The organism is Niveispirillum sp. CC-CTL257 (assembly GCF_059489915.1).
The window spans coordinates 66,637-90,007 of record NZ_JCAJXE010000003.1 but is presented as its reverse complement, the minus strand read 5'-3'; the positions used below and the strand labels follow the sequence as shown (position 1 = coordinate 90,007).

The 23,371-nt window shown below is 61.9% G+C and carries 26 protein-coding genes and 1 pseudogene; 4 read left to right on the top strand and 23 right to left on the bottom strand.

All coding sequences use genetic code 11. The features are described from left to right. Nucleotides 1-45: 45 nt before the first annotated feature. From ABC729_RS17260 to ABC729_RS17195, 14 genes are all read right to left on the bottom strand, one after another. Nucleotides 46-1,452, bottom strand: a complete 1,407-nt coding sequence (locus ABC729_RS17260; RefSeq protein WP_495608845.1) for an argonaute/piwi family protein — start codon at nt 1,450-1,452, stop codon at nt 46-48. After that, complete coding sequence (locus ABC729_RS17255; protein WP_495608844.1) at nt 1,449-2,873, bottom strand: SMEK domain-containing protein; 1,425 nt, start codon at nt 2,871-2,873, stop codon at nt 1,449-1,451. Before ABC729_RS17255 ends, ABC729_RS17260 begins: the two co-directional genes overlap by 4 nt. Nucleotides 2,874-3,146: 273 nt before the next feature. Continuing rightward, nucleotides 3,147-3,464 (bottom strand): DUF736 domain-containing protein, encoded by a 318-nt coding sequence (locus ABC729_RS17250; protein ID WP_495608843.1) that lies wholly within the window; start codon nt 3,462-3,464, stop codon nt 3,147-3,149. A gap of 3 nt (nt 3,465-3,467) precedes the next feature. Further along, a complete protein-coding gene (locus ABC729_RS17245; protein WP_495608842.1) occupies nt 3,468-3,758 on the bottom strand; it encodes a DUF2274 domain-containing protein in 291 nt (96 codons plus the stop codon). 3 nt (nt 3,759-3,761) lie between these two features. Further along, the gene (locus ABC729_RS17240) at nt 3,762-4,943 is read right to left on the bottom strand and encodes a TraB/TrbI/VirB10 family type IV secretion system protein (RefSeq protein ID WP_495608841.1); all 1,182 of its coding nucleotides are present in this window, start codon (nt 4,941-4,943) and stop codon (nt 3,762-3,764) included. Then, the gene (gene trbG, locus ABC729_RS17235; RefSeq protein ID WP_495608840.1) at nt 4,940-5,920 is read right to left on the bottom strand and encodes a P-type conjugative transfer protein TrbG; all 981 of its coding nucleotides are present in this window, start codon (nt 5,918-5,920) and stop codon (nt 4,940-4,942) included. Before trbG ends, ABC729_RS17240 begins: the two co-directional genes overlap by 4 nt. Beyond that, nucleotides 5,917-6,624, bottom strand: coding sequence for a conjugal transfer protein TrbF (gene trbF, locus ABC729_RS17230; protein WP_495608839.1), 708 nt, complete (start codon nt 6,622-6,624; stop codon nt 5,917-5,919). The genes trbG and trbF overlap by 4 nt, the downstream gene beginning before the upstream one ends. A gap of 2 nt (nt 6,625-6,626) precedes the next feature. Then, nucleotides 6,627-7,934, bottom strand: coding sequence for a P-type conjugative transfer protein TrbL (gene trbL / locus ABC729_RS17225; RefSeq protein ID WP_495608838.1), 1,308 nt, complete (start codon nt 7,932-7,934; stop codon nt 6,627-6,629). A gap of 11 nt (nt 7,935-7,945) precedes the next feature. Beyond that, on the bottom strand, nt 7,946-8,641 hold the full coding sequence (trbJ, locus tag ABC729_RS17220) for a P-type conjugative transfer protein TrbJ (protein ID WP_495608837.1): 696 nt from the start codon (nt 8,639-8,641) through the stop codon (nt 7,946-7,948). Then, complete coding sequence (gene trbE / locus ABC729_RS17215; protein WP_495608836.1) at nt 8,638-11,070, bottom strand: conjugal transfer protein TrbE; 2,433 nt, start codon at nt 11,068-11,070, stop codon at nt 8,638-8,640. Before trbE ends, trbJ begins: the two co-directional genes overlap by 4 nt. Further along, entirely contained in the window at nt 11,064-11,327 is a 264-nt protein-coding gene (locus ABC729_RS17210) for a VirB3 family type IV secretion system protein (RefSeq protein ID WP_495608835.1), read from the bottom strand. The genes trbE and ABC729_RS17210 overlap by 7 nt, the downstream gene beginning before the upstream one ends. Next, nucleotides 11,324-11,647 (bottom strand): TrbC/VirB2 family type IV secretion system protein, encoded by a 324-nt coding sequence (locus ABC729_RS17205; RefSeq protein ID WP_495608834.1) that lies wholly within the window; start codon nt 11,645-11,647, stop codon nt 11,324-11,326. The genes ABC729_RS17210 and ABC729_RS17205 overlap by 4 nt, the downstream gene beginning before the upstream one ends. 14 nt (nt 11,648-11,661) lie before the next feature. Next, a complete protein-coding gene (trbB, locus tag ABC729_RS17200) occupies nt 11,662-12,630 on the bottom strand; it encodes a P-type conjugative transfer ATPase TrbB (protein WP_495608833.1) in 969 nt (322 codons plus the stop codon). Beyond that, nucleotides 12,627-13,025: a ribbon-helix-helix domain-containing protein gene (locus ABC729_RS17195; protein WP_495608832.1), complete on the bottom strand. Its 399-nt coding sequence runs from the start codon at nt 13,023-13,025 to the stop codon at nt 12,627-12,629. The genes trbB and ABC729_RS17195 overlap by 4 nt, the downstream gene beginning before the upstream one ends. Nucleotides 13,026-13,307: 282 nt before the next feature. On the opposite strand from ABC729_RS17195, the gene ABC729_RS17190 reads away from it, so the two are divergent. The 3 genes and pseudogenes from ABC729_RS17190 to ABC729_RS17180 all read left to right on the top strand — a co-directional run. After that, nucleotides 13,308-13,577, top strand: coding sequence for a hypothetical protein (locus ABC729_RS17190; RefSeq protein ID WP_495608831.1), 270 nt, complete (start codon nt 13,308-13,310; stop codon nt 13,575-13,577). Next, on the top strand, nt 13,574-14,053 hold the full coding sequence (locus ABC729_RS17185) for a hypothetical protein (RefSeq protein WP_495608830.1): 480 nt from the start codon (nt 13,574-13,576) through the stop codon (nt 14,051-14,053). The genes ABC729_RS17190 and ABC729_RS17185 overlap by 4 nt, the downstream gene beginning before the upstream one ends. A 71-nt stretch (nt 14,054-14,124) precedes the next feature. Further along, nucleotides 14,125-14,256: pseudogene (locus tag ABC729_RS17180) on the top strand (HU family DNA-binding protein); the annotation flags it as partial. A gap of 50 nt (nt 14,257-14,306) precedes the next feature. On the opposite strand, the gene ABC729_RS17175 reads toward ABC729_RS17180, so the two are convergent. The 3 genes from ABC729_RS17175 to ABC729_RS17165 all read right to left on the bottom strand — a co-directional run bounded on the left by ABC729_RS17175 (nt 14,307) and on the right by ABC729_RS17165 (nt 18,359). Further along, the gene (locus ABC729_RS17175; protein WP_495608829.1) at nt 14,307-16,331 is read right to left on the bottom strand and encodes a conjugal transfer protein TraG; all 2,025 of its coding nucleotides are present in this window, start codon (nt 16,329-16,331) and stop codon (nt 14,307-14,309) included. Between the two features lie 75 nt (nt 16,332-16,406). Next, nucleotides 16,407-17,744 (bottom strand): DUF8535 domain-containing protein, encoded by a 1,338-nt coding sequence (locus ABC729_RS17170; RefSeq protein WP_495608828.1) that lies wholly within the window; start codon nt 17,742-17,744, stop codon nt 16,407-16,409. Nucleotides 17,745-17,873: 129 nt separating this feature from the next. Beyond that, nucleotides 17,874-18,359, bottom strand: coding sequence for a hypothetical protein (locus ABC729_RS17165; protein WP_495608827.1), 486 nt, complete (start codon nt 18,357-18,359; stop codon nt 17,874-17,876). 68 nt (nt 18,360-18,427) lie between these two features. Between ABC729_RS17165 and ABC729_RS17160 the strand changes: the two genes are divergently transcribed. Then, a complete protein-coding gene (locus ABC729_RS17160; protein ID WP_495608826.1) occupies nt 18,428-18,631 on the top strand; it encodes a helix-turn-helix domain-containing protein in 204 nt (67 codons plus the stop codon). A 1-nt stretch (nt 18,632) separates the two neighbouring features. On the opposite strand, the gene rlxS is transcribed toward ABC729_RS17160, so the two are convergent. From rlxS to ABC729_RS17130, 6 genes are all read right to left on the bottom strand, one after another. Beyond that, nucleotides 18,633-20,621 carry a relaxase/mobilization nuclease RlxS gene (gene rlxS / locus ABC729_RS17155; RefSeq protein ID WP_495608825.1) on the bottom strand — a complete coding sequence of 663 codons (1,989 nt, stop codon included), beginning with the start codon at nt 20,619-20,621 and terminating at the stop codon, nt 18,633-18,635. 263 nt (nt 20,622-20,884) lie between these two features. After that, complete coding sequence (locus ABC729_RS17150; protein ID WP_495608824.1) at nt 20,885-21,250, bottom strand: hypothetical protein; 366 nt, start codon at nt 21,248-21,250, stop codon at nt 20,885-20,887. Nucleotides 21,251-21,535: 285 nt separating this feature from the next. Beyond that, complete coding sequence (locus ABC729_RS17145) at nt 21,536-21,799, bottom strand: hypothetical protein (RefSeq protein WP_495608823.1); 264 nt, start codon at nt 21,797-21,799, stop codon at nt 21,536-21,538. 209 nt (nt 21,800-22,008) lie between these two features. Next, nucleotides 22,009-22,563: a lytic transglycosylase domain-containing protein gene (locus ABC729_RS17140; protein ID WP_495608822.1), complete on the bottom strand. Its 555-nt coding sequence runs from the start codon at nt 22,561-22,563 to the stop codon at nt 22,009-22,011. Next, nucleotides 22,551-23,117, bottom strand: a complete 567-nt coding sequence (locus tag ABC729_RS17135; RefSeq protein ID WP_495608821.1) for a S26 family signal peptidase — start codon at nt 23,115-23,117, stop codon at nt 22,551-22,553. Before ABC729_RS17135 ends, ABC729_RS17140 begins: the two co-directional genes overlap by 13 nt. Next, a complete protein-coding gene (locus ABC729_RS17130) occupies nt 23,114-23,353 on the bottom strand; it encodes a helix-turn-helix transcriptional regulator (protein ID WP_089290451.1) in 240 nt (79 codons plus the stop codon). The genes ABC729_RS17135 and ABC729_RS17130 overlap by 4 nt, the downstream gene beginning before the upstream one ends. Nucleotides 23,354-23,371 lie beyond the last annotated feature (18 nt).

Here is a 23,371-nt window from a genome sequence, read left to right as displayed (position 1 = left end):
CATTGATGACGACCAAGCAGAAGTCATCGAGTGCGGGGTAGGTGGTCACATGTAGAAGCTGTAGCTGACCTGTGGTTTCTCTGTGGGGCTGACGTACTTCATGATGTCGCCAATCTTTCGTGCGCACTCCAACGTGATCGGCAGGCGGCCATCCAACTGGGTATTATTCCAGTTCATTTTTGTAAGACCAAGAATCTCCTCGCATAGGCTCTCGAGGGAGGAGTCTTGCTCGTAGACAGTGACCTTGAGAGGCTTGGGGACGTAAGCGCCGGGATAGGTCTTGTAGAAGTCAACGGTACCACGCGTGCAGAGAACACCCTCGGTCTCGGAGATCGCGAGCATGGTGCCGCGTTTGGGTGGATAGTCTCCATCGCCAAAGAGACGAATATCGGTGTCGGTGATGGCGACGAAATCTTTCGTGCGGATGCTTTTTTCATCAAGGGCGCGTACGAATCCCTTGCGTTCGCTGTCGCGGAAGTGACTCGACTTATGGATAACGATGCGGGCTGGCATATGCTGGAGGGCCCGATCGTACTCTTCGAGCGCATCGCGAAGTAGGTTGTAAGCTTGATCTTCGCTGAGGTAGGGATGGCGGTTGCGCTTGTCGATAGAGACGGGGGTGCCGCGCAGGATGATGCCGTGGCCGAATTCGTCGAAGACCTGAGCTAGGCTGGACGAGATGGTCTCGCCGTCGCGGCTCTTGTAGAAGCCAATGCCGATGTAACAGGAGCGCAGCTTGGCTGTGTCCTCAACAAGGCGCCATGGGATGGTGCGGTTGCCTTTATAGTAGAGTGCGGTGCAGAAATTCCATGCTTTAGTAGCGGGATCCTGCTGTTCACCAGCTTGCTTCGTGATGAGGATAGTTTTTTCCCTCACCAACTGTAGCGGCGTACCGAGATGCATACACTTCGCTTTGAGGATGCGGCGGAAGTTGTGCTCAAGTTCGTTCTCTTCGTCCTCGCCGGCGCTCGAGGCGGTGATAGAATCAAACATCTCATTGGGCATGACACAGACGATGACATCGACTGAACGGTTTTCGGCGAGGAAGCGAACTTGCTCATAATAGAGTTCGACAGCGCGGTCGACACGGTCGGCGCGCGACGAAAGCTTCACTACGGCGGTAATTTCGGACTTTTGCAGCGTGCGGGTATACTGGGGTGAGTTAATGAGTCGAGTGAGGAAGCCGTAGTTCTGGTTGATGCCACCGAAGCCACGGAAGAGGTTGAGCAACTGCGACTCTTTCTTCCGCTCGATGCCACTGCGGCACTGGGCTAGCCATTCATCGAGCAGGTCGACGCCCTCGCCGCGGCCGACAACTCCGATGCGCAGCTCTGTGCGGCGCAGTTCGTCGCGTTGGTCATATACTCCCATATGCTCGATGCCGGTGCGCGGACAAATGTGGGTGCCGGTGCCGAACTCGAGAAGCGGCTCTGCGAGGGTGATGAGCTTCATGCTGCGGTTTCTCGTTTGTCAGCGTCGTCGCTGATGTCTGTGTCGTCGAGATCGTCGATACCATCGTCGGAATCCTCCCCGACGTCGAATTCGATGAGAGTCTCAAAGCCGAGACCGTCCTTATCGCCGCTGGCCGTGAGGAAATAGGCGATGAAGCGGACTTGGTTGCGGACGCTGGAATTTCTCTCGAGACGCTTCTGCTGTGAGAGAAGGTCATCATGCCAGTTGGAAGCACGGAAACCGTCAAATGAGTAGAACCAACTTGGCACAACTTGCGCGTACCAGTTGTCGCCGAGCTTCGCGAAATTCAGCTCGAAGGAGAGGTGCTGGTGGTGCGCGACCTTGGCGGGGTCCTTCTTCGAGGGCCTAGCGAAATACACGCGTCGGATCGCTTTCTGCTTCCCAATCCAAGACTCCTTGCGCTCTATCTGCCCTTCCTCAGTGGCAAAGAAGTAAAAGAAGCGGTCCTTAGGCTGCATGCGCACATGATGCGCCTTGAGCAATTCTCGGGTCTCGGCGATAAGCAGCTGCTTAAGGACGTTAACGTTATCGATTTCGGTGGAGTCGGCGAGGTCAGAAATGTCCAGCCGCTCGGCCGACCCCTCGTCCACGATGCCGATCAGGCCGCTTGCCTGCATGTCGTGGAAGGCAAAGAGCTTATTGTCGTGGCAAACCCAGGCGTCCGTGTGGACATCATTAAGGAGAAGGGCCATCTTCACTACCGAATTTCTGCTCCGCGCTTTGCCGCGATAAGACAGCGAGTTACGGGCCCGCTCGATCACGTCCTTATCGTCGATCATCAGTTCCGCAACGTATACGGCCTGCGGAAGGCGAATGCGCTGGAGGTTTGTGGTGATGGCTGTCGGTTTGGGAACGCTGTCCGAGCTGTACGATATGTAAGCGTCGACTTCGCCGAGTATCCGTTGAAATTCCTCCAAAACGCGTTCTTGGGCAGTGATGCGCAATGCTGCAACGAGACCGAGCAGATCACCCAGGTCGATAATGTGCTTTTTGCAGTTGAATGCAAAGCGGTCGCCAACCAGCTCATTGACGGCGGCCTGGCTGTAGGAGGCTTGCTTCTTCGTGAGCGTCAGAACATACAGCTCGTCAAAGCTGTTGAAGTACAAGCGATCCATGAACTGGCGGACTGTCGCCTTCACCTTATCGAGCGAGGTGGTCGAGGTGACTTGGAAACAAACGCGATCATGGTCATCACCCAGATCGATTCCTGGGAAATTCTTCTGCTTACGGTTGAGGTTGATGAGCTGCGGCAGATTGTACACTGACTTGAGGATCGGGATAAATGCGTCTTCCAAAGCTAAGTTAATGTCCGTACGGCCTTGCGATGTTGCTAGTTCGACCTGCAGTATGATCCGACTAACGACATCGCGAAGCTTGTTCTCCACATCGAGCTGCCGCATTCTGCCCCACTCCGCTAAATCCTCTCTTCATAATGGGAACACAGCAGGAACATTGCAAGAGGGTACAACCCAACGGTTGGCAAACTTCAAGGCCGCTGAGGTTCATGCTGGAGAGCATCCGAATGAGGATGCTTATCCGTTCGCGGTATTTCACGAGCAAGTCGCTCAAAGATCGGAAGTGGGGTGTTTGCAGAGTTCAACTTTTTCGGCAACGTCGTAGGATCAGACAGTCTGCAATCGGCCCCGCAACAGCCACGACAAGACTGGCGCTGGTTATTGTCGGTAGCGATTCCAGACGAGCTTTGCCGATACCCCATCTCCATCGAGGAACAAGGCCGCGCTGATCGGCTTCGGCAGGGCCGGATCATCAAAACACACCCGGAGATAGGGGCGGGGTTCACCATCCGTGGTCTCCGCCTCCCAAGCGTCACCAATACGATCGTAGCCGATCAGCAGGCGGTAGGCAGGCGTATTCTCGTGATCCCGGTTGTCGTTGGGAACGAAGCGGACCTTAGCATTGATGGTCAGGGTCCGGATGGTGCCCGTCCAGCCGCCATCCTTGGCCAAGGTGAAGTGACCGATGGTGCTCATGGGTCAAGTCTCCGTTTCATCAATGGACTGCTCCACAGTGTCGTCGCTTTTACGGCTCCGGCGGGCGGGCTCCTGGACAGGCGGCAAGTCCGCTTTCCGGGCCTTCACATAGGTCCGGTCGCTATCCAGGAAAGCGTCCAGCATATAGGGAATCAGGTCAGCTATCGGCTCGGCCGTACCGTATGTTGCCCGATAAAGGGCAGCATAGGACAGCAACCGCTCATGCAATTCGGGGCTGAACGACAAGGTGAGCTTCACCGGCGTGCGGTCGGGGAGCTTGGGCAGCTTCAGCATGGGTTAGCCTCCTCGATAGGGGGAGAGAATCACGTCCCGCCGGACGATGACACGCAGGGGCCAGCCGGGCCGGACAGTCAGGGTGGGCTGGATGTCTAGGTTACGTTCGACAAGCCGTTGGCCGGCGCGGTCGGCATTCTGCTGCATGGATTCCCGGACGGCGCGAACCAGCTCGTTTTCCTGCTGCCCGAAGGTCAGTTCCGTGCCGACCCCCAGCAGGGTGGCCATGGCAATGCCCTTCAGCTGGCGACCGGTATGGAAATCCACCTCGTCGGAGAGGCCGGCCCGGCCCTCAGTGTCGCTGGCCGGCAGATTATCCAGTTGCAGGGATGAGCCGTCCGGGCGGATCAGCCGCTGCCAGACCAGCAGGGCACGTTCCTGTCCGAAGCTGACACTGCTGTCATAGGTGCCGATGAGCCGGGAGCCCTGAGGGATCAGCAGGATCTGGCCGGTGACGCTGTCATGAACATTCTCCGTCACCTGGGCCACGACCGAACCCGGCAGGTCGGAATTCAGGCCCGTCACCAGCGCCGCAGCAATGACGCTGCCAGCCATGATCTGGTGGGGAGATGCGGGCTGCTGTTCAGCATAGGGATTGTAGGTACCGCCCGTATCCGGCCGACCCAGGAAGTCCAGCTTGCGCTGCTGCGCATCCGGCTCGGTATTGGTGGCATCTGAGGTGGAGCCGGAACTGGGCAACAACACCGGATTTCGAGTTTCCGGGATGGATGATGGCGATTTCGGCTCGCTGCGGAAGAACAGACCGGATTGTCGGGCCTGACTTGCCTGAACCTGTTCAGGGGTCGGCTGCTGCGTCGGCTCCATGGGCCGCCAGTCCGCTCCCGCACCGTGGCGTCGCTGGTGTTCCAGGATGGGGCGGCCCAGATCGCCCGGCAGCGGCGGGCCCAACACCGGGGTGTCGGGCTTGACCTGGCTGTAGTCCGCCGGCAGCCCGGCCAGACCTTCAGGTGCCGGCGGCTTGCTCGGTTGGGCCAGTTCCTGGCGCTTGTCGGGTTTGCGGGTCTGGTGTTGGAGGGACAGGAAGGTCAGGGTCAGGATGGTGCCAACGGCAATGCCCGTGCCACCGATGATCAATCCCCGCCGAAAGCGAATGGCCCGGCGAGGTGCTGCCCGCAGTTCCAGCTTCTCCGGGGATTGTTTGTCATCCACGTTGGGAGCGTTCATGATGGCCTCCCGTCGGTACGCTCAATGCGGACAATTTGCTGCGGCTCGCCGCCCAAGCGGAGTTCGGCGGCCGCAAACAGCCGGTCAATGATGTAATGCCGACCCAGAACCCGGTAATTGACCAACTGCGCGTCCCCCTGCCGGCCGATGACAAAGAGTGGCGGTGCCTCGCCCTGGTCCAGACGGCGGGGAAACTCGATATAAACCTTGGCCCCGTCATCGAAGGCCCGCAGTGGCCGCCAGGGCGGCGCATCTCCGGTGATCGCGTAGCGGAAATGCAGGTTCTCCAGGGACAGGCCGGTGGCGATGGGTTGGGCGGCTTCGGTCTGGCTGCGCTGGCGGCGCAGGGCCAGCAACTGATCCTGGGGATAGGTCCAGGAGAGCGAGGCCATGGAGGTCTGCTCGGTACTTTCCAGCAGCAGGTGATAGGCGCGGCGGTCGGTGGTGATGACGAGGTTGCTGGTAAGACCGGCGGCCACGGGTTTGACCAGCACATGCACCCGGCTCGCCTCCCCTGCCCCGCTGCTGGTGTCGCCGATGATCCAGCGCACCGTGTCGCCGGCCGAGACGGCCACCAGGTTTTCACCGGGCTGGAGGGCAATGTCGCTGACGCGCTCCGGTGCAGCATAGAGCCGGTACAAGGCGCCCTCGGTGAAAGGATAGACCTGCATGGCATTGAGATAGCCGGTGCGGGTCGGTTCCAGGGTCGCCGCCTTGTTGGCGTCGGCGACGCGCTGGGGTGGGGGACGATTGTCGGGCACCACGGCGGCAGGCGCCGGTGGCAGCGGCTGCAACTGGCCGGGCAACGGCAACGGGACCGGCTTCTCCACGACCTGAACCGGCGGTGTTGTCTGCGGCTCGGCATAGGCGGAGAGAAAAGAGCTGCCATCATAGGCGATGACGGGCGGCTTCCTGGGCTGGGCGGCGCAGGCGGACAGGAGGCCGGCCAGCAGGACCGGCAGGATCAGCTTGATCATGGCGTGTTCCTCGGGATGATGGGGGCGTCGAACTCCCGCGACCAGTCGATGGCGGTGATGGTGACGCCCAGCGGGTTGCGGGCCAGGGCCTCCGGCGTGCGTGGGGTGCGCAGGCTGACGGCCAGGATGGAGGTCCAGCGTTCGGTGCGGACCAGGCTGCCGCGCTCATAGACCTGCTCGGTCCATTTGACTTGGAAGGATTGGTCCGAGGCGCGGACGATGCTGGTCACCTGCACGGTGACGCTGTTGGTGCCGATGCGGCCGAACGGATCGCTGGTCTTGGCATATTCGTTCAGGAACAGGGCGGCACGGTCGGCTACGAAATCATAGGCCGCCAGCCAGTTCTGACGGACCAAAACCGGGTCGGTGGAGAGCGACCGGGTGTTGGCGATGACACGGCCAAGGTAGAAGGCGACCTGGGCATCGGTGACCTGATAGGCGCTGGTGGCCGGGACGACAGCGCGTGCCTCGCCCAGCCGGTCGATCTCCACGACATAGGGGATGATACGACTCTGGCCGGACTGCCAGGCCAGGGTGGCAGCCAGCCCCATGGCCAATCCCAAACAGCCGAATGCCATCAGCCGCCAGTTCCGGGCCTGGGCACGAGCACTGCCGATCCGTTCATCCCAAAGCTGGGCCGCCTTCTGATAAGGCGTCACCGGTTCCGGTGTGCTGCCATAGCGTTGCAGGGTGCGTTTGAACATGGTCAGTCATCCTTCTGATCGAGGGACGGGGTGGCGCTGCCGCCGGAGCGGTCGCCGTCCTTGATGGATTGGGCCGTGGCATGACGGTGGGCCCGGCCAGCCTGTTCGGCGCGGAGCTTGCGCGCCCAGTCGGGGGTATTGCCGGCAGCAGCGGAGGGTCTTGGGGATGCGCCTGCATCCCCCTCCTCGCTTGGCTCTGGTGCCGTTGATTGTCGACCGGACCGGTATGCTTCCCGCAGAGGCTCGGTCATCCGGTCTCCGGCATCTCGAGTGGCCCGCATGGTCGCGTTTCCGGTCGCGCGGGCGACACCACCCATGCCGGATTGACCGGCTGCCTGGGCCGACTGATAGGCACCGGTCGCCGCTCCGCTCATGCTGGCGCCAGCCTTCAGGGCTCCCAGTCCAGTCCCGCCGGCAAGACGGGCGCCAGCAGCGGCAGCCCCGCCTGCCAACAGCAATGTGCCGGCTGCGACGCCGGCCGTGCCAAACGCCGCCCCAGCACCCAGTTGCGGTGCGCCAGAGACGAGACCGGCGGCAATCCCCGGTCCGAAGATGCCCAAGCCCAACAAGGCCAGGGATGCCAGCACCATGGTCATGGCCTCGGTGATGCCGGGCTCCTGGCCATTAAGCGCTTCGGTGAATTCCCGGAAAAAGCCGGACCCGATGCCGACAATGACCGCCAGCACCATGATCTTGATGCCGGACGAGATGACGTGTCCCAGAACCCGCTCGGCCAGGAAGGCCGTCTTGCTCCACAGCGCGAAGGGCACCAGCACGAAGCCGGCCAGCGAGGTCAGCTTGAACTCGATCAGCGTGATGAAGAGTTGCACCGCCAGGATAAAGAAGGCGATGACCACGAAGAACCAGGCCAGCATGAGGATGGTCAGGCTCAGGATATTACCGAAGACCTCCGGGAAGCCGATCATGGTCTCCGCCTGCCTCAGCAGCGGATGTGCCGCCTCGAACCCCACAGCAGCCAGTTGACCGGGATGCAGGAGATCGTCGGCCGACAGGCCCGACCCGCCGGCCTTCAGCCCCAACTGCGCGAAGGAACTGAACACCGCCTCCGACAGGGCCTGGAAATTGCCCAGGACCAGGGCGAAGAAGCCGACATAGAGTACCTTGCGAACCAGACGCGGGATGACGTCATGATCACCGTCCAGCGCCCAGAAGAGGCCGGCCAGGACCATGTCGACGGTGATGAGGACACCGGTCAGATAGGCCACATCGCCGGAGAGCAGGCCGAAGCCGCTGTCGATGTAGCGAATGAAGGTTTCGGTGAAGCGATCAATGATGCCAAGATCACCCATGACGGCCTCCCTCAGCGGCTATAGGCGCGGCCGTCACCCAGGAAGCGGCGGGTGCGTTCGCGGGCCAAAGCGTTGGCCTCGGCAATGCCGGCCTGGGTTTCGGCATCGGCCCGGGATTGGACAGCCACCAGACTCTGCAACTGCATCTGCTGCTTGATGGAGAGCGCCAGCAGTTGGTTGCCGGCCTGCTGGGCCTGCAAGCTGCCGATGGCCTCCTGGCTGCGATCAACCAGGCCAGCCAGCAGCGGTGCGTCGGCCTGAATGGATCCGACAATGCCCGACTGGACCCGCATGGTCTGGCGATAGGAGGTCATGGCACTTTGCCATTGCGCCTGGGCCTGCCGGTCCAGCGCGGCGGCATCGGCGTCGTGGTAGGTGCCAGGATAGGTGCGACGCCAGGTTGCTTCGCTACCGGCCAGATCGAAGCCGATGCCGTCGGCCTGGATCATCAGACCGTCGATGCGGTTCAGCGCACTGGTGATCTGACCCAGGGAGGAATAATCCAGCCGCTGGAGCTGGCGGGCCATGTTCTGCAACATGGTCGCCTGGTTCTGCAGGGTGCGAATCTGGTTGTTGATCTGCTCCAGGGCACGAGCAGCCTGCAACACGTTCTGGGCATGGTTGGAGGGGTCATAGACGGTGAAGGCGCGGGCATCACCGGCCGCGAGGATCACGACCACCAGGGCCGCGCAGAGCGAGGCTTTCATGGCACTGCCTCCTCGGGAAAGTCCGCCGCCAGCAGGTCAGCCGCCCAGTCCAATCCTCGGGCGTGCAGCCAGTGGGCGGCGAAGACACCTTTCCCATTATCGGCCAGCACTTTGTCGATCAGTGCCTGCGCCACCGGATCGGACGCGGCGCAGAAAGCCTTGGCCACCGGTCCGAGGCCCAATTGAAACAGCCGGTTGCCCCGCCGGGATTGCAGGTAATAGTCGCGCTTGGGCGTGGCCTGGGCGACCAGGGTGATCTGACGGTCATTCAAACCGAAGGCGGCATAGACAGCCCTGGCCTGGGGCTCGATGGCCCGGTCATTGGGCAGGAAAATGCGCTGGGGACAGCTTTCGATCAGGGCCGGCGCGATGAGGCTGCCGGCGATATCGGCCAGGGACTGGGTCGCGAACAGTACCGCCACGTTCCGCTTGCGCAGGACCTTCAACCATTCGCGGATGCGGGTCGCGAAGGCAGGATTGTCCAGATAGACCCAGGCCTCGTCCAGGACCAGCAGGGTGGGCACGCCGGTGAAGCGTTCCTCCAGCCGATGGAAGAGATATGTCAGCACCGGCAGCACGGCGCCGGCCCGGTGCAGCAGCGCCTCCATCTCGAAGCACTGCACGGCAGCCAGGTCCAACCCATCCTCGGCAGCATCCAGCAAGGCACCATGCGGCCCTTCCAGCGTGTAGGGCTGGATGGCGGCCTTCAGGGGATTGGATTGCAGCAGCAGGGACAGGCCCGTCAGGGTGCGCTGTTCCGGTGGCACCCCGGCCAGGCTGTTCAGCGCAGACCAGACCATCTCCTTGATCTCGGGCGTGATGGTGACTTGCTCATGCTCCAGCAGGCCGATAACCCAATCGGCAGCCCAGGTGCGCTGGTCGATATCATCGATCCGGCGCAAGGGCTGGAACGACAGGTCACCCGCCTGCCCCAGCGCATGGTGCCGGCCACCCATGGCCACGGTAGCGGCACGGGCTGAATTGCCCTTGTCGAAGATATAGACCTGGGCACCTGGGTAACGGCGGAACTGCATGGCCATCAGGGCCAGCAGCACTGACTTGCCGGCCCCGGTCGGCCCCACCACCAGCATGTGTCCGACATCGCCGATATGGGTGGAGAACCGGAAGGGTGTTGCCCCGCTGGTCTCGGCCTGGAACAGCGGCGGGCCGTCCAGATGCCGATTGTGAGCAGGACCGGCCCAGGTTGCCGACAGCGGCATCAAATGCACCAGGTTCAGACTGTGAACCAGGGGCTGGCGGACATTGGCATAGAGATGGCCCGGCAGGCTGCCCAGCCAGGCTTCCACGGCATTGACGCTCTCCCGGATAATGGTGAAACCCAGCCCGGTGATGGTCCGCTCGACCGCCGCCAGCTTGTCATCCGCCGCCTGCCGATCGGTGTCCCAGACGGTGATGGTGGCCGTGACATGACCATAGGCGACATGGTCGGCACCCAGCCCCTGCAAGGCCAGATCGACATCGGCCGCCTTATTGTCGGCATCGCTGTCCAGCAGGGTCGATGGCTCGTTGGTCACCACCTCCCGCAGCAGAGCGCCGATGGATTTACGTTTGGCGAACCAATGGCGCCGCAGCCGGTTCAGCGAACGGGTGGCGTGCTCCTTGTCCAGCGGGATCCAGCGCGTCACCCAGCGATAAGGGAAATCCAGATGGTTCAGCGCATCCAGCAGGCCGGGCCGCGTCTGGTTGGGGAAGCCCAGCACCGACAGGGTGCGGAGATGCCGATCGCCCAGCATCGGCTCCAACCCGCCCAGCAGCGGCGTGTCGACCAGCACTCCGTCCAGGTAGAGCGGCACCACCGGTACGGCGACGGGATGACGCCGTGTCGAGATGCAGGCATGCAGGTGGGTCAGTGTCTCCGCATCATCCAGGTCATGCTGTTCGGGCAGGATGGTTTGCAGCAGACCCGCCAGCCGGAAGAACTCCTGCTGGAACTGCTCCAACTCCCGCCGCCAGTCGCGTCGTCCCCCTCCCCCTTCCCGGCCCTCGTCCACCAATGCCCGTTGGGCACGGGCTTGGCTGTCCGGCGGCGGCAGATAGACGAGGGTCAGGTGGTACAGACTTTCGAAATGGCTGTCGGCTCGCGCGAAGGCGGCACGGCGTTCCTGGTCGACCAGCCAGGACGCGGCATCGGGAAAGTGGCTGTCCGGATAGCCACTGGCTTCCACCCGTTCCGCCTCGAAGAACAACGCCCAGCCCGAACCCAGCCGGCGCAGGGCGTTGTTGGTGCGGGCGGCCAGGGCCACCAGTTCCGCCTCGGTGGCAGAGTCCAGGTCCGGCCCGCGATAGCGCAGGGTGCGCTGGAAGCTGCCATCCTTGTTCAGCACCGTGCCGGGGGCCACCAGGGCGGCCCAGGGCAGGTGATCGGCCAGCCGGTCGGGCCGGGGCCTATACTCGGCGAGGTTCAGCATGACCAGCCTCCCGCCTGCCGCAGGTGGCGGGCCAGGATGGCGGCGATGTGCGGATCACGCCGGCTGACCAGTACAGCTAGGCTGTGCCCGCCCAGCGCCAGCAGCAGACCCGCCAGCCATTGCTGAAGCCCCAGGCCGATGGCGGCAGCGATGGTGCCATTGACGATGGCCAACGCCCGCGGCGCCCCGCCCAGCCGGATCGGCTCGGTCAGCGCCCGGTGCAGCGGCACGGTGAAACCTTCGGGGGTGTCGCTCATGGCACCAGCGCCCCACCGCCGAAGGAGAAGAAGGACAGGAAGAAGCTGGAGGCAGCGAAGGCCACCGACAGCCCAAAGACGATCTGGATCAGCCGCCGGAAACCACCCGAGGTCTCCCCGAAGGCGAGCGTCAGGCCCGTGGTGATGATGATGATCACCGCCACGATCTTGGCGACCGGCCCCTGGACGGAATCCAGGATGCGTTGGAGGGGATCCTCCCAGGGCATGCCGGAACCGGCGGCGTGGGCCGGCAGCGCCAGTAGCAGGGTCAACCCGGTGAAAGCCAGGGAACGCAGACGGGGCACGCGAAGCTGTCGCATGATGATCTCTCCTGTCAGAGCTGTTGAAGGTCGGCCGGCCCGAGCGTGACGACGCGATAGTCGCCCTGGGCGTCCAGCCCATCGGTGCAGGCGATGCTGTCCACCAGGCGTTGACCACCACGGGACCGGATATGGACGATGAGGTCCACCGCCTCGGCGATCAGCCGGCGGGGCACGGTGACCACGGCCTCCTGAGCCAACTGTTCCAGCCGGTAGAGGGCGGCATTGGCGGAGTTGGCATGCAGGGTGGCGATGCCACCCGGATGGCCAGTGTTCCAGGCCTTGAGCAAGTCCAGAGCCTCACCACCCCGCACCTCGCCGACGATGATCCGATCAGGCCGCAGGCGCAGGGTGGAGCGCACCAAGTCGCGCAAAGTGACCACACCCGGCCGGGTGCGCAGGGCAACGCAATCAGGCGCCGCACATTGCAGCTCGCGCGTATCCTCGATCAGCACCAGTCGCTCAGTGCTATCGGCCAGTTCGGCAAGCAGGGCATTGGTCAATGTCGTTTTGCCCGACGCCGTGCCACCGGCGACCAGAATATTACGGCGTGCCCGCACAGCACGACGCAAGGCGTCGGCCTGCAAGGGCGACAGGATGCCATCGGCAGCATAATCGCCCAGGCGAAGGATGCGGGCGGGCGGCTTGCGGATGGTGAAGCACGGTCCAGTCACCACGGGGGGCAGCAGGCCCTCGAAGCGTTCACCGGTGGGCAGTTCCGCCGACAGGATGGGCCGCTCGGCATGAACCTCGGCCCCGACATGGGAAGCCACCAGACGGATCAGCCGCTCCACCTCGTCGGCTGGCACTATCATGCCGGTGGCGATGATCCCTTCCCCGGCTCGTTCCAGGCGCAGGGCGCCATCGGGATTGACCATCACCTCGGTGACGGCGGGATCGTTCAGGGCGTTGGCGATATCCGGCCCCAGCGCCGTGCGCAGCATGGACTGGCGGCGTTCGTCCGCCTCGCGCCGGGGGCTCATGCCGCATCCTCCTGGTCGGCGGACAGGGTCCGGGTCGGAGCGGCCATCTGACGGCCCACCTGGTCGATGAACTTCTGGAACCGCTCCTTGCCCACCGCATGGGCAGCCCGGTCAGGCTCGGGCAACGGAGCGGTGACGGTCAGTTGGTAACGGACATACAGAGCCAAGCTTTCCAGCAGCACCTGGATATCCCGCTCGATCCGCTCCAATTGCCGCGCCTGCCGGTCCAACCGGATGCGCAGCGCCTCATCGATGGCCTGGGCACCCCGACGGGTCAGGTACTGCCGCAGGGCGTCAGCGACGATGGCGGACTTGGTGGTCCCTGGCTTGGACGCCAGGGCGTCAAGCTGGGCGGTCAGCTCATCGTCGAGATAAAGGTGATGGCGGGGCTTCATGACCCAGCTCCAACGTGGGGGACGTTGGCGCTAAGGGTCGGATAGTGGCGCGGAATCTCTTATGGCCATTATGTACTCTCTCATCCCCTTCAACATCGAGTACTAACCTACGGTGAGTGCCACAAGGCATGTGTCGGCACCTACAGTCCCCATTGGGAAATTTCCGACAAATAAGATGAAAATCGCGCACTCGATAAAATTAATTATCGCTTGATTCACAACTATAAACTTGGCAAGATTTACCTACATGCCATCTGAAAATGATGAATAGGGAAATCAAAAATGACAATTGATGAATATCTTTCTCAAATAGAAAAAGAGATAAGAGAATCAAAATCCATAGAGATAGTTAATAATCGCATCAGGTTGGCTCAGGAGGTTTTAGATAAATCAAATATTTCACTTCAATCAAAGAATAAATTCTGGATTGATCTATATGAAAAGCTAAATGAATTACCAATCATTTCCCTTGAACAACAAGGCGGAAGCGCACTGTCTGATATAATACTAGCCGCAAAAAGTATAATTGCTCAGAAGGTATCAAAAAAATGACCTCCGATAGTTATAATTTTTATTCTATTGTGATTTATCTTGTTTCTGCAGTTATAGCATTAATTATGCTTGGAGTTGCGATTTCACAGCTTCGCCGACTTACGCTTCAAGTTGAACAAGCCGTTAAGTCAAACTCCATCAGTCAACTCAATGCGCTACTATCACTGGAGCAACAAATTGCTGAAAGAAGAACAATACTCAGCGAAGTAGGCATTTCAATTTCTGAGGCAAAAAATAACATCGATTCTGATTTTAAAGCGCTTCAGTTGCGTTTTGATGAAGCAAAACAAATGTACTTAAACGGATTAGACAGATTATGTTTTTGCATTGAAAAGGGATTGTTCAATCCAGAGGATATGAGAATTGAATACAGAGAAATAATAAATTATGCGGTCCGCGACTTTGCAGATGATTTTAAATTGGGAACACCTTACAGAAACATCGAAAAGGTTTATAAAAAGTGGGCAGATCAGTAAATTATCTATAGTTTTATATGCATTTTCAATGCCCCCCCCCAAGGCAGCAATGAAATCAAACCGGCTTTGGCAAGTTCACGGCCAAGCAGGTCCCGGAACGCCAGGGCCGCAACCCACAGACGGGTGCGCCGACCACCATCGCCGCCCAGACCAAGGCCAAGTTCTCGCTGGCCAAGGCGCTCAAAGACGCACTGAACGGCTGATCCCACTGGCGATGCCCATATGCGGGCATCGCCGGCCTACTTACGCCCCATCAGAAGTTAGGCAACAGATCGTCCCTGGCCCCCTCATTGATTGCATGGGCGCGGGCGACATTCGACAACCGGTCCATGGCTCGCTTGTCTGCCGCTACATCGGTCTCATCGTCCGCCAAGCCGAACAGATCGCCAGTCTCCTGTTCCACCGGCTTCGATAGGCCCTCCTCGGGCAATCCCGGATGACGTTGCTGCTGGAGGCCACCTTCGGTCATTTCATCCAGGGCAGCATCTTCATCATCCTCGGCCAAGCGCTGATCCATCCCCCGCACCTGCCCTCCCCAATCATCCGACCGCGCTGGCGGCCGATCAGCGTAGACCGCTTCCGCCAAGATTGGTGCAGGCAGCACCCGTTCGATGAAATTCCGGTCCTCGTAATAGCGCAGCTTCTTCGCCCGGATCGGCGCCAGCCCGGAAACCAGCACCAGTTCGTCCTTCGGCGGCAACTGCATCACCTCGCCGGGCGTCAACAGCGGCCGTGCCGTCTCCTGCCGGCTGACCATGACATGGGAAAGCCAGGGGGCGAGGCGATGGCCGGCATAGTTGCGCTGTGCCCGCAATTCCGTCGCCGTGCCCAGCGCGTCCGAGATGCGCTTGGCCGTCCGCTCGTCATTGCTGCTGAAGGCGATGCGGACGTGGCAATTATCCAGGATGGCGTTGTTCTCCCCATAGGCCTTGGAGATCTGGTTCAGGCTCTGGGCGATCAGGTAGGCCCGGATACCATAGCCCGCCATGAAGGCCAGCGCCGTCTCGAAGAAATCCAGACGGCCCAGCGCCGGAAACTCGTCCAGCATCATCAGTAACTGGTGCCGCCGCCGCTTGGCGGGGTCACCCTCCAACCGCTCGGTCAGCCGACGCCCGATCTGATTCAGCACCAGTCGCACCAGCGGCTTGGTACGGGAGATGTCCGAGGGCGGGATGACGAGATAGAGCGACACCGGCCGCGACGCATCAACCAGATCGGCGATCCGCCAATCACAGGCCGCCGTTGTGGCGGCCACCGTGGGGTCGCGATAGAGACCCAGGAACGACATGGCCGTGGACAGCACACCCGACCGCTCGTTCTCCGACTTGTTCAGCACCTCCCGCGCCGCCGATGCGACGACGGGATGCACGATGGGTTTGTCGAGCGTGCCCAGATGGTTGGTCGCCATCATCCGGCGCAGCGTGTGGGCAAAGCTGCGCCTGGGATCAGACAGGAAAGTGGCCACACGGGCCAGGGTCTTCTCCTCCTCGGCATAGAGGACATGGAGGATTGCGCCGACCAGCAGACTGTGGCTGGTCTTCTCCCAATGGCTGCGGCGCTCCAGGGCGCCTTCGGGATCGACCAGGATGTCGGCGATGTTCTGGACGTCGCGGACCTCATCCGGCCCCTTGCGCACCTCCAGCAGCGGATTGTACCGGGCCGAACGCGGGTCGGTGGGGTTGAACAGCAGGCAATGGGAAAAACGTGCCCGCCAGCCAGCCGTTAACTGCCAGTTCTCCCCCTTGATGTCGTGGATGACGGTCGATCCGGTCCAGGACAGCAGGGTCGGCACCACCAGCCCCACGCCCTTGCCTGACCGGGTCGGCGCAAACGCCATGACATGTTCCGGCCCATCGTGGCGGAGGTACCGGCCGCCCAACCGGCCCAGGAAAACACCCACCGGCCGAAACAGCCCCGCCCCTTCCACTTCCCGGCTGGTCGCCCAGCGCGAAGAGCCATAGGTGGTGACCATCCGCGTCTGCCGGGCGCGCCACAGCGACCCGATGATGGCAGCAGCACAGCCCATGAAACCGCTGGCACCGGCCAACGTGCCGGCCTTGTCGAAGACATGCGGCGCATAGGCCTCGTACCAGTACCACCACTCGAACAGTTGCCAGGGGCGATAAACGGGCCAACCGGCGATGATGATCCAAGGAGGACCAAGCTGTGCCTGATAGCCCAGCATTGATGCTGCCCATTGCGTGGCTGCCCAGACACCCAAGATGACAATAGCGAAGACGGCCAGAATCTGGCCGATCAGCAGCCTGGTGGGGGTCATCGGAGCCCTCCGCAGCCGTGAAACATCGGTCTGCGAAGGGTGCGCGGAGGCGCTATTCCGAAAAATCGCCTTTAGTTACGATGGGTTACGCTCACCTTTCCTGGGCAGGGGGATACCCTCCAGCAGGACGGCGCATAGCCGCTTGCGAAAGGCCAGCGTCAGCTCAGGTTGGCTGGGAAGATGTTCGAGTAGGGGAGCATTCTGAAGGACAGCCCGCATGAGCGCATGGCTACGCTTCTTGCGATCCAGGTAAACGTCATCACCATACCCCATCGTCTCAACGATGGTGATCGGCGGCTGCGTCTCGACGGGAGCGGCAACATGCAAGAGGAAGTCGGGGATGCATGTGACGCGGGCATCCTCCGCTTCCTCCTCGTCGATTTCTTCCGGGCCGATATCAAACAGGGGTTTCTCGATCGTCACCCCCACATGCCGATCCTTCAATATCCATTCCGCCAAGCCGTCGATCACCCGGAAAGTGGTGCGCTCATATCCGCTATCCACCGGAAAAAGCCTTCCCTCCGTAAGGCAGGGATGGAGATATGCCCGCAGCACCTCCATCGGCCCATCCGCTTCACGCTCGCCGACAAGACATGCAGCAAGATAAGGCGGCCTGCGGGGACGCTCTTGACCTCGTTGAGCCGGGGGTTCCTCGCCAAAGACCGCGATGCTCCTGCTGGGCACAGGAACGGCTTCCCTTTTGTGGGCTAGAATCCGGTCCTCCAGAGCGCCATCAGCAACGCAGAGTAAAATGCCGTGGGGTGGATTGCCCTGAAACCGATCACGTAATTTGTCGAGACGCTTGAACAGCCGGTTGAGATCTCGGGTATCTGTAATCAGGAAATCGGATAGCGGCACACCAGGCAGCAGATCGATACCCTGGGCAGCGGCGTGGAGTGCCTGCATCTGCTCGCCGAAGCGGCGTGGCTCAACATCAGGCGAAACGATGTTGAGACCAGCCGCCTCGATCAACCGCATCATCATGGTTGCCAAGCGGCTGCGCCGGCGCTCCGCACCATGTCCCTTCCGGATTCCAGCGGGACTGGCTCCGCTGCCGCCTCGCAACAAATTCAATGGCGCTGTTTCGCTCGGGCGGCGATAGCTTTTGGTCACACGGCGCTGCGTTCCCGGCGGCAGGTAGAAATCGCAGCTTTCATCGTGGGCGGAATGACCTCGGGGGTTACGGTTAATATGCGTTCCCGAAACCGGCACCATGATGGGAGACGGAGCGTCCTGGCAATCGCAAACCAATTTCTGTTCTCGCCGGTGCAGCCGCTGAATAACAGGCAGTGCTGCTTCACGCCCTCCGGGTTCGGCATGGCGACCGAACCCGTCGCGGATAAGCTGATCTTCTTCATAGGTAAGCGAACGGGCTGCTTCAATTCCGCTATTCTTGGGACAAACCCTCAGCATCCACTATCCCGTCTTATCAGTGGCCGTTGCTCCAATCTGGCTCATCACTGATTTGCCTGCAATGATTGGCCGACCATGCCTGTTCAGAACGTGACGTTAGGCACCAAGGTGAAGTTCCCACTGCCACCATCAACTGACCGATCCGAACTCCGGCACGGAATGAGCTGCGATCAGAATCCGATCTACGACCGCATTCCCGACCGGCAGGACGAGGACACTGGCCTCACCGATATGAGACGCCTCTTCCGGCAGCATCTGGTGTATAGGACGCGCCTCGCTCTCCACCCGTCCGACCACATGCCGAACCGTCTCCGACAAGCAGTCCCAAGCCTCCCCTCCCGTATCCGGCAGCAGCTTGGCGGCGGCAGGCCCTGACAGCATCTTCTGCCATCCGCTGTCCATCCGATCGAAAACCATGAGGTTGGATAGCCAGGGACTAAGCACCCAGAGAGGCAACGTGTCACGCGAAGGGACCATCAAGGTCCCAGCACCTGCTCGCGCCCACGCCGCCAGCAGGGTCCATTCCGGCTCCATGAACTCCTCCCAGCTTGCGAACCCATCGGCAAACTGCACCGTGGCAAGGGCGGCATAGAAATCGTCAGAACCGGCTTCCATCGCATCCTCACTCCGATTGGGAACTATACTTCCTGGAAGTATGCTTCACATTCGTCATGGTTTCCACCATGGACTTGATGGAAGCTGTTTCCCGGAATGTACGGCGGTTGCGCCAGGAACGAGGGCTGAGCCAGGAGGAACTGGCCAGCCGTGCGGATATCAGCAATCGCTATCTGGGGGACATCGAACGCGGCCAGCATAGCTGTACCGTCACGGTCCTTGGACGCATCGCCGATGGCCTGGGCGTCCGCCCCGCCGAGTTGGTGGAATAGGTCAGGAGACCGACGGGCCGCTGCGTTGCCGCCCGATCGTCCAGGATATTCCCTCTGCCCGCATGATCCCGGAGACAGGCTGCCCGACATGCCGGTCCAGAACAGGGCGCCATGGCACCAGGGTGAAATCACGGCTGCGCTCGATCAGTGCCACCTTGTCGCCGGCCAGAGGAACGATACGGCGCAGCACGCCCTCCACCGGCTGGCCGGGGCGCATCTCGACATAGCCCAGCCCCAGTTCGTCGGATAGCTGGCCGGCGACGCGCAGCAATTCCCGCCGCCGCAGGGTTGCCAGCATGTCCGCGCGATAGAAGGTTGCGCCCTGCTCTTCCCAGGCCAGCCCCTCCGCGATCAGCCATTGCCGGCGGCGAGCTTGTGCGTCGCGGATATCTCGTCCGAAACCTGCATCCCGCACCATCTCGGGATTGGTGTTCACAAGTTCGCGGTCCAACCAAGTCGCACCATCGGCGACGACCTGCTGCTCCAGCGGTAGAGTGGAAAGCATGCGCACGTTGACAGGGTTGAACCGGGCCCGGGCGCGCTCATACTCGGCAACCTGCTCCAGATGGTTCGGGGCGATGATCCAGGTACCATCCGGCTCGCGGGTCACCGCCTTCGTCAGCCGGCGCATCGCCTCCAACCGCCGGACATGACTATCCGCGAAAGCCTCACTGGCGGCAGGATCGTGGCGCAGATGGATATCAATGCTGTACCGGCCGCCATTGGCTGCCGCGATCTCCAGGATACGACGATCAATAGGGCGTGCCTCCAAGGGACGTGGCTCGACACGCAGGACGCTGCCAACCGGCGTCGGCTCCGACGCCTCCCCCTTGCCGATATCGACATAATGAGTCCGGCCATCGGTGGCGTCGATGATCAGATAATGGCGATCATTCACCTCGTCCGATAGGCCGCGCGCGACAACACGGCCGACGATGGGACGGGCACCATCGGCACCAGGGTCGTGGATGATCAGGTCGGCCGGCGCGCGGGCCAGATCCTGGGCCGCCATTTCCCGGTGCATGGTCTTGATGATATCACCACGCTCTCCCATCCGGCGCAGGGTGGTTTCCAGGTCATCGGCCAACTGCCACTGGCCAGAGCGGATTTCCGCCGCCAGACCCAACCGCTCCAGCTTGCGCAGCCTGCCCATGCGCAGGGCCTGCTGGAAGGGGTTGTGGTCAGCACCAGTCACCAGATGCTCCGGCGACTGGTCGCGCAGCAGGCGGCGATCCAGGCTGGTGAAACGCTCCTGCTCCACTTCCCGACGCAGTTGGCCCTGTACCTCGGCGTCGGTCTTCGGGCCCAGGTGCAGGCTGACGATCTCGGCGGCACGCTCGCGCATGCCTCTGGTCAGGTACTCCCGGGCGATGATCAGGTCTTTGCCGCGATCATCCTTGCCCCGGACAATGATGTGGCTGTGGGGATGGCCGGTATTGTGGTGATCGACCGCGACCCAATCGAGCCGCGTGTCCAGATCCTGTTCCATCTGCGCCATCAGGCGCCGAATCAAGGGCTTCAGATCGTCATACTGGTCGCCATCCTCGGCCGACACGATGAAGCGGAACTGGTGGCGGTCCCCTTCTGCTCGGTCCAAGAAACGCTTGCCCTCAATCCGATCCTGGTCAGCGCCATAGAGCTGGCCGGGCTGTCCTTCACGGGTGACGCCGTCGCGCTGGATATAGCGCAGATGGGCACGGGCGCCGGCCATGCCTTTGCCTGCCAGCTTGACGATACGGGATTTGATGATCACGCGGCGCTGCCGCCAGGCGGCGAACTGGTCGCGCGATGCCAGCACCCGGCCGACACCAGCACCTCGTCCGATCCGGCTGCCATCGAAGCGGGTCTTTCGTGTCCTGAAACTGATCGGCCCGCCATTGGCCAGAACGGTCGCCGCCAGCACCCGATTCAGAAAGCGCTTGCCGCGACGCCCGGAGGCGCTGCGCATCAGGCCCAGACGGGGCTGGAAATCATGATCGTCACCGAACATCACAGCACCTCCCGATCCGAAGCTGAAATGGGGCATCCCGAGGCCGTGGCACCAGAATGGCACCGGACCAACCGCCGTGGCGCCACCGCGAAGCCCCAAAAAGGATGTGCAGACAGGGGGTTACGGGGGCGCTGGCGCCACCGCTTCATCTTGCCCTACAGCGCCCCTGATCGGCATCCGCGCTTATCCACGCCCTTCTACGCTCTCATGTTGGAAAAAAATGGGAGCGACGGCCTGAACCGCCGCTCCCGGATCTGCGCCGCCTATCGACCGATGGCGCTCTGGAAGGCCTTCTCGGCTGCGTCGCGCGTGGCATAGGCCCGCTGACGGGTCATGGAATGCAGACGTTCATCGCCATCAACAACGCAGCTGGCGACGATGAATTCGCTGCGGAAATGGCTCAGGATCAGGATGCAATGGAGGCCTTCTGCGCCATCATCATCGCCCATCCATTCGCCCAGATAATGCTCCTGGAAGCGGCCATCCCAGATGAATTCGGGACGTTCGGCAGAGATGAAACGCTCGACATTGGCCATCAATCCGTCGCTGCCGAACTCGGTCCGGACGTCATCGACAAGGGCGTCGAAACGGTCGATCGCGGCCTGGGGATGCGCTGCAATGAACGACATGGGAACCTCCGTGGCTGGCGTCCTCCTGATCGAGGACGAGGTTCCCGTCCAGCCGGAGAGGGGCCGGTCAAGGACGCCGCAGGCGCCGCAAAGCGGGGCGCGGGGGAGCCAAAATGCGCAGCATTTTGGGGGGACCGCGCATCCTTGACGGGTCCCGCTGCCCGGCTGGTACGATGGGCGGACCGAGATGAGAAACCCCTCCCCCGCCCATGCTGGGGCCGGATCAGGGGTGCCGGAAGCCCCCAAAAAAGAGAGCGGCATCCGATGGACGCCGCTCCCGCCACGCTATGTCGTCAGCAGCATCAGCCGCTTCTGGGCGGCCAAGGTCTCCATAGCCAAAGGGTTCTGACGGATCCGATCCTGAAGCTGACACACCCGGTCCCACGGCCCGATATTCTCGATGGGATCATCGGCTGATCCGACGTACATCGGTGCCTGATTGCGGATGCGGATGGCCTGCTCCAGTCGTTGAATGAGGGCAAAGGCCAGACGGCGTTGACGCCAATAGGCATCGGTTCCACGGATCGTCGCGGTCATCTCGGTCACCATGATCTGCTCCATCGCTGTCGTCCCCCTCATCGAGGACAGCACCTGGCATCGGCGGGAGCGGGGCCGGTCAAGGAGGCCGCAGGCACCGCGAAGCGGGGCGCGGTCCCCCCAAAATGCCTAGCATTTTGGGGGGACCGCGCATCCTTGACGGGTCCTGCTGCCAGGCTGGTACGATGGGCGGACTGAGATGAAGTCCCCTGCTCAACCGTCTATCGCCTCGTTCCCCGAGGCTTGGACAGCGGTGCGAACAGGCGGCGGTCAGGGCTGTTCAACGGCACGAACAGCCCACTGGTGCCGCCTGCTGGCAATCCCAATCTGGCGTCGAGTTTTGCCAGATAGGCCTGGGTTTCGGCTGGCAATGGCATGCTGTCGCGGAGATGTGCGTCATAGCGCGCAGGCCCGGCATTATAGGCGGCGAAAAGGCCGGGATAGCCGAAGCGATGGCGCATTTCGGCAAGGTACGCGCTGCCCGCCATGACGTTGGCGGCAGGGTCCAGGACGTCGCCCTGGATGCCATATCGGTCGCGCATTTCGGCCCAGGTGTCTGGCATCAATTGCATCAGGCCCAGCGCGCCCTTGACCGATACGGCGTTGGCATCACCGCCGCTTTCCGCCTTGATGACGGCCTTGATCCAGTCCTGCGGCAGGTCAAAACGATGGGCAGCGGCTGTCACCGCTGTATCGTAAGGAGCATGATCCGTCGCACCGGCAACCGCTGTAACCATAAGCGCAAAGGTCAGCCCAACGGCCTTCAGCGCAGCCATAGTGGCACCAACCGACCGATGACATGCACCGACGACAGCGGACCGAAATAGCGACCATCCAGGGACTCTGCCGCGGGCATCAGGAACAGGATTTCTCCTGCCGAAAGAACCCGGCAGCCCTCCCACCAGGGCAACGGACGGCCCGCCCTGTCGGCCTTCTGACGCACGGCGACCGTATCGCCATTGATGGTGATAATGTCGCCCTTGGCGCAGACATCATCCCCGCCCATGGCCGCCACCTGCTTGATCAGCGGCACACCGCGCGGCAGATAACCCCGCCGCGCAGCCATATCGGCAATGCCCTCCGGCGGTGTTACCAGTGCCAAATCGCCGGGGCGCAGACGGCTTTCCGGCAGCACCAGATAGAGCCCAAGGGGAGCCGAGGCGCTGCTGTTCCAGACCAGGATCGGCTCCGGGCGCGCCAGTACCGAAAAGCCCAGCGCCGCCAGGGCTACACCTGCCAGCAGCAACGCCCGACGACGAGCCGCCCGCGACAAGCGGCGGCGCGATGGACGACGGGGCGATTTCTGTTGCGACATCGGGGCGCAAGTCATGACGCATCCCCCTTGTCCGAGGTGCTGTCGCGCCGCTCCCCCAATGACCAGGCATCCAGGTCATCAATGTGGTAGCGAACATAGCGTCCGTGCTTGCGAAAGCGCGGGCCACCGCCCGTCAGGCGCATCTTTTCCAGGGTCCGATGCGACAGGCCGATATAGAACGCGGCCTGTGCCGTATTCAGAAACGGGCTGCCTTTGCGGGCTTTTGCCGCCCGATTGACCTCATCCTCCATCTCACCGCTCCTTGGGTG

Excerpts from the sequence above, each read along its gene's own strand:
- ABC729_RS17260 (WP_495608845.1), bottom strand. The coding sequence starts at position 1,452 with ATGAAGCTCATCACCCTCGCAGAGCCGCTTCTCGAGTTCGGCACCGGC.
- ABC729_RS17255 (WP_495608844.1), bottom strand. The coding sequence starts at position 2,873 with ATGCGGCAGCTCGATGTGGAGAACAAGCTTCGCGATGTCGTTAGTCGG.
- ABC729_RS17250 (WP_495608843.1), bottom strand. The coding sequence starts at position 3,464 with ATGAGCACCATCGGTCACTTCACCTTGGCCAAGGATGGCGGCTGGACG.
- ABC729_RS17245 (WP_495608842.1), bottom strand. The coding sequence starts at position 3,758 with ATGCTGAAGCTGCCCAAGCTCCCCGACCGCACGCCGGTGAAGCTCACC.
- ABC729_RS17240 (WP_495608841.1), bottom strand. The coding sequence starts at position 4,943 with ATGAACGCTCCCAACGTGGATGACAAACAATCCCCGGAGAAGCTGGAA.
- trbG (WP_495608840.1), bottom strand. The coding sequence starts at position 5,920 with ATGATCAAGCTGATCCTGCCGGTCCTGCTGGCCGGCCTCCTGTCCGCC.
- trbF (WP_495608839.1), bottom strand. The coding sequence starts at position 6,624 with ATGTTCAAACGCACCCTGCAACGCTATGGCAGCACACCGGAACCGGTG.
- trbL (WP_495608838.1), bottom strand. The coding sequence starts at position 7,934 with ATGGGTGATCTTGGCATCATTGATCGCTTCACCGAAACCTTCATTCGC.
- trbJ (WP_495608837.1), bottom strand. The coding sequence starts at position 8,641 with ATGAAAGCCTCGCTCTGCGCGGCCCTGGTGGTCGTGATCCTCGCGGCC.
- trbE (WP_495608836.1), bottom strand. The coding sequence starts at position 11,070 with ATGCTGAACCTCGCCGAGTATAGGCCCCGGCCCGACCGGCTGGCCGAT.
- ABC729_RS17210 (WP_495608835.1), bottom strand. The coding sequence starts at position 11,327 with ATGAGCGACACCCCCGAAGGTTTCACCGTGCCGCTGCACCGGGCGCTG.
- ABC729_RS17205 (WP_495608834.1), bottom strand. The coding sequence starts at position 11,647 with ATGCGACAGCTTCGCGTGCCCCGTCTGCGTTCCCTGGCTTTCACCGGG.
- trbB (WP_495608833.1), bottom strand. The coding sequence starts at position 12,630 with ATGAGCCCCCGGCGCGAGGCGGACGAACGCCGCCAGTCCATGCTGCGC.
- ABC729_RS17195 (WP_495608832.1), bottom strand. The coding sequence starts at position 13,025 with ATGAAGCCCCGCCATCACCTTTATCTCGACGATGAGCTGACCGCCCAG.
- ABC729_RS17190 (WP_495608831.1), top strand. The coding sequence starts at position 13,308 with ATGACAATTGATGAATATCTTTCTCAAATAGAAAAAGAGATAAGAGAA.
- ABC729_RS17185 (WP_495608830.1), top strand. The coding sequence starts at position 13,574 with ATGACCTCCGATAGTTATAATTTTTATTCTATTGTGATTTATCTTGTT.
- ABC729_RS17175 (WP_495608829.1), bottom strand. The coding sequence starts at position 16,331 with ATGACCCCCACCAGGCTGCTGATCGGCCAGATTCTGGCCGTCTTCGCT.
- ABC729_RS17170 (WP_495608828.1), bottom strand. The coding sequence starts at position 17,744 with ATGCTGAGGGTTTGTCCCAAGAATAGCGGAATTGAAGCAGCCCGTTCG.
- ABC729_RS17165 (WP_495608827.1), bottom strand. The coding sequence starts at position 18,359 with ATGGAAGCCGGTTCTGACGATTTCTATGCCGCCCTTGCCACGGTGCAG.
- ABC729_RS17160 (WP_495608826.1), top strand. The coding sequence starts at position 18,428 with ATGGACTTGATGGAAGCTGTTTCCCGGAATGTACGGCGGTTGCGCCAG.
- rlxS (WP_495608825.1), bottom strand. The coding sequence starts at position 20,621 with ATGTTCGGTGACGATCATGATTTCCAGCCCCGTCTGGGCCTGATGCGC.
- ABC729_RS17150 (WP_495608824.1), bottom strand. The coding sequence starts at position 21,250 with ATGTCGTTCATTGCAGCGCATCCCCAGGCCGCGATCGACCGTTTCGAC.
- ABC729_RS17145 (WP_495608823.1), bottom strand. The coding sequence starts at position 21,799 with ATGGTGACCGAGATGACCGCGACGATCCGTGGAACCGATGCCTATTGG.
- ABC729_RS17140 (WP_495608822.1), bottom strand. The coding sequence starts at position 22,563 with ATGGCTGCGCTGAAGGCCGTTGGGCTGACCTTTGCGCTTATGGTTACA.
- ABC729_RS17135 (WP_495608821.1), bottom strand. The coding sequence starts at position 23,117 with ATGACTTGCGCCCCGATGTCGCAACAGAAATCGCCCCGTCGTCCATCG.
- ABC729_RS17130 (WP_089290451.1), bottom strand. The coding sequence starts at position 23,353 with ATGGAGGATGAGGTCAATCGGGCGGCAAAAGCCCGCAAAGGCAGCCCG.